Origin of the sequence: Flavobacterium hercynium (assembly GCF_002217285.1) — a bacterium.
Lineage (GTDB): Bacteria > Bacteroidota > Bacteroidia > Flavobacteriales > Flavobacteriaceae > Flavobacterium > Flavobacterium hercynium.
This window is the reverse complement of the sequence record NZ_MUGW01000031.1, coordinates 1-3,785: the sequence shown is the minus strand read 5'-3', so window position 1 is coordinate 3,785 and position 3,785 is coordinate 1. Positions and strand designations below refer to the sequence as shown.

Below are 3,785 nucleotides of genomic sequence, written 5' to 3'. Positions count from 1 at the left end.
CACTGCCGTGCGTCTCTACGCGAATCTTTGTAACTTTGCAGCTCAAAAAATTAATATTCGAATGTTCCGTATTCGCTCGTGATGGTCAATTTTTTAGCCGGAGCTTCTTCAACTCTACCTACGATTTGCGCATCGACATTGAATGATTTTGAAATTGCGATAATATCCTGAGCAATATTTTCAGGAACGTAAATTTCCATTCTGTGACCACAGTTGAAAACCTGATACATTTCTTTCCAATCTGTTTTTGATTGCTCCTGAATAAGTTGGAACAATGGTGGAACCGGAAATAGATTGTCTTTTATAATATGTAAATCATTTACGAAATGTAAAATTTTAGTTTGTGCTCCTCCACTACAATGTACCATTCCATGAATATCGTTTGGTGTGTAGGTGTCTAAAATTTTCTTGATAATTGGCGCATACGTTCTTGTTGGCGAAAGTACCAGCTGACCTGCATTTATTGGACTGTTTTCTACAGCATCTGTTAGGTTTACCTGTCCTGAATAGATCAATTCCTCAGGAACGGCTGCATCGTAACTTTCAGGGTATTTTGTAGCAAGGTATTTTCCGAAAACGTCATGACGTGCAGAAGTTAAGCCATTGCTTCCCATTCCGCCATTATAACTTTTTTCGTAAGTTGCCTGACCAAAAGAAGCCAAACCAACAATTACGTCTCCTGCTTTAATATTAGCATTATCTACTACATCGCTGCGTTTCATACGAGCTGTTACGGTAGAATCTACTATAATGGTACGAACAACATCGCCTACATCTGCCGTTTCTCCTCCCGTTGAGTGAATCGTTACGCCAAAGGATTTTAGTTCGTTTATTAACTCTTCTGTTCCGTTGATGATTGCCGAGATTACTTCTGCCGGAATTAGATTTTTATTTCTTCCAATAGTTGAAGAAAGTAAAATATTATCAGTCGCTCCAACACATAATAAATCATCGATGTTCATGATTAGGGCGTCTTGCGCGATTCCTTTCCAAACTGAAATATCGCCTGTTTCTTTCCAATACATGTAGGCTAAAGACGATTTTGTACCGGCTCCGTCTGCATGCATAATTAAACAATGCTCGTTATCCTGAGTTAAATAATCAGGGACAATTTTGCAAAATGCTTGAGGAAATAAACCTTTGTCAATATTTTTTATGGCGTTGTGTACGTCTTCTTTTGATGCCGAAACACCTCTTTGTGCGTACCTTTTGCTAGAATCTGAACTCATGAAAATTAGTTTGTGTTGATGTGGTGCAAAGATAACCAGTTTTTTTAATTCTTTGATTGAATCGATTATTGATTCACAAAAAAAGCCTGTCTTTTTTTCAAGACAGGCTTTGATTCTATTTTTAAGTCAACAATTACTTTGTAAACAACAATTCTCTGTATTTTGTTAATGTCCAGCTTTCGTCGTCTACTAATAATTCCAGTTTATCGCAGTGATTTCGAATATCTTCGAAGTACGGTTTTACTTTATTACAATACGCTTCTGCCATTTTTTGAGCATCTGTCAGATGATTGGCTGTTCTGCGTTCATCCGTCATTGCTAAAACTTTAGAATTGATTCCTTCTATATGACCTGAAATTTCTTTAATCAATACTATTTGCTCTTTTGCAATGGTTTCAAATTCTTTTCCGAAGATTTCTTTTAATCCTTTTACGTTTTCTATTAAAGTATTCTGATAACGAATAGCGGTTGGAATCACATGATTTCTTGCGATGTCTCCTAAAACCCTTCCTTCGATCTGAATTTTCTTGGTGTATTCTTCTAATTCTATTTCGTAGCGCGCTTCTGCTTCTACATGATTCAAAATTCCTAATTCAGAAAATAAATCCAGTGCTTGTTTAGAAACCTTCGCTTTTATCGCTTCCGGAGTCGTTTTAAAATTACTTAAACCTCTCTTAGCTGCTTCTTTTTCCCAAGCTTCGCTGTATCCGTCTCCTTCAAAAAGTATTTTCTTAGACTGTTTGATGTATTCTCTTAAAACATTAAAGATGGCATCATCTTTTTTCATGTCTTTAGAATCTATTAAATGATCTACTTCTACTTTGAAATCTTTTAGTTGTTTGGCTACAATAGCGTTTAAGGTCGTCATTGCATTGGAACAATTGGCATTTGAACCCACAGCTCTAAACTCAAATTTATTTCCGGTAAAGGCAAAAGGCGATGTTCTGTTTCTGTCAGTATTATCTAAAAGTACGTCTGGAATTTTTCCGACTACATTTAGTTTTAAATCTGTTTTTTCCTCAGGAGATAGTTTTCCGGTTGTTACGCTTTCTAACTCTGATAAAACTTTGCTTAATTGTGCTCCTATAAATACAGAAATAATTGCGGGCGGTGCTTCGTTTGCTCCTAACCTGTGATCGTTACTTGCTGTAGCGATTGATGCTCTTAATAAGGTTTCATAATCGTTAACCGCTTTAATAGTATTAATAAAGAAGGTTAAGAATTGTAAATTGCTCATTGGCGTTTTGCTTGGACTTAATAAATTAACTCCTGTGTCTGTTGCCAATGACCAGTTATTGTGCTTTCCTGAACCATTTACACCTTTGAATGGCTTTTCATGAAACAGCACTTTAAAATCATGTCGCTCTGCTACTCTTTGCATCACGTCCATTAATAATGAATTATGGTCTACAGCAAGATTGGTTTCTTCAAATATTGGTGCCAGCTCAAACTGATTTGGCGCTACTTCGTTGTGACGTGTTTTTACGGGAATCCCTAACAACATACATTCCTGCTCTAAATCTCGCATATACGTTAAGGCGCGGGTTGGAATAGAACCAAAGTAATGATCGTCTAATTGTTGTCCTTTTGCAGAAGTATGTCCTAATAAGGTTCTTCCTGTCATCATCAAATCGGGACGGGAATTAGCCAAAGCTTTGTCTATTAAAAAGTATTCCTGCTCCCATCCTAAAGTTGCTGTTACTTTTTTGACATTTTTATCAAAATATCGGCATACTTCTGTAGCTGCTTCATCCATAGCGGATAATGCTCTAAGTAATGGAATTTTATTGTCTAATGCTTCTCCTGTATATGCGATAAACACAGTTGGAATACATAATGTTGTTCCGTAAATAAAGGCTGGCGAAGTTGGATCCCAAGCGGTGTAACCTCTGGCTTCGAATGTATTTCTGATTCCGCCATTAGGAAAACTTGATGCATCCGGTTCTTGTTGTACTAATTGCGCTCCACCAAATTTTTCTACCGGATCGCTGCCATCATAAGAAATATCAAAAAAAGCATCGTGCTTTTCTGCAGTTGTTCCTGTAAGTGGCTGAAACCAGTGTGTGTAATGTGTAACACCTTTGGCAAGTGCCCATTCTTTCATTCCCATGGCAATATAGTCTGCCAATTTTCTGTCTATTTTAGTCCCGTGCTGAATAGCATCTCTAACTCCTTTTAAAGCATCCGAAGTTAAATATTGCTTCATTGCTTTTTCATTGAACACGTTTGATCCAAAAATTTTAGATTTTCTATCAATCTCTTCAAAATGCACCGGCTTTCTTGTAGAAGCTTCTTTTAAGGCTTGAAAACGTAATGTTGACATGGGTATAATTTTAAAAATTTATATTAAGCTTTCATTAAAAATGAGTAACAAATATAAACAAATTAAAAGCCTTTTTGAAAGAGAAAGTTTCAAATTTCGTTCGATGATTTTTCAATATAAGAGGCATTTTTTGAAGAATAATGAATTGCAAAAGCAGAAATATAACAAAATACGACAGGATTATTGATTAAATAAACAATTTTTCATAATTTGTCAATAAAAAAATTCAAAAA

The 3,785-nt window shown here is 35.9% G+C and carries 2 protein-coding genes; both read right to left on the bottom strand.

All coding sequences use genetic code 11. The features are described 5' to 3' along the window. Positions 1–50: 50 nt before the first annotated feature. Positions 51–1,229, bottom strand: a complete 1,179-nt coding sequence (locus B0A66_RS15185; RefSeq protein WP_089050709.1) for an AIR synthase related protein — start codon at positions 1,227–1,229, stop codon at positions 51–53. A 133-nt stretch (positions 1,230–1,362) separates the two neighbouring features. Further along, positions 1,363–3,552, bottom strand: a complete 2,190-nt coding sequence (locus B0A66_RS15180; RefSeq protein ID WP_089050708.1) for a glutamine synthetase III family protein — start codon at positions 3,550–3,552, stop codon at positions 1,363–1,365. Positions 3,553–3,785 lie beyond the last annotated feature (233 nt).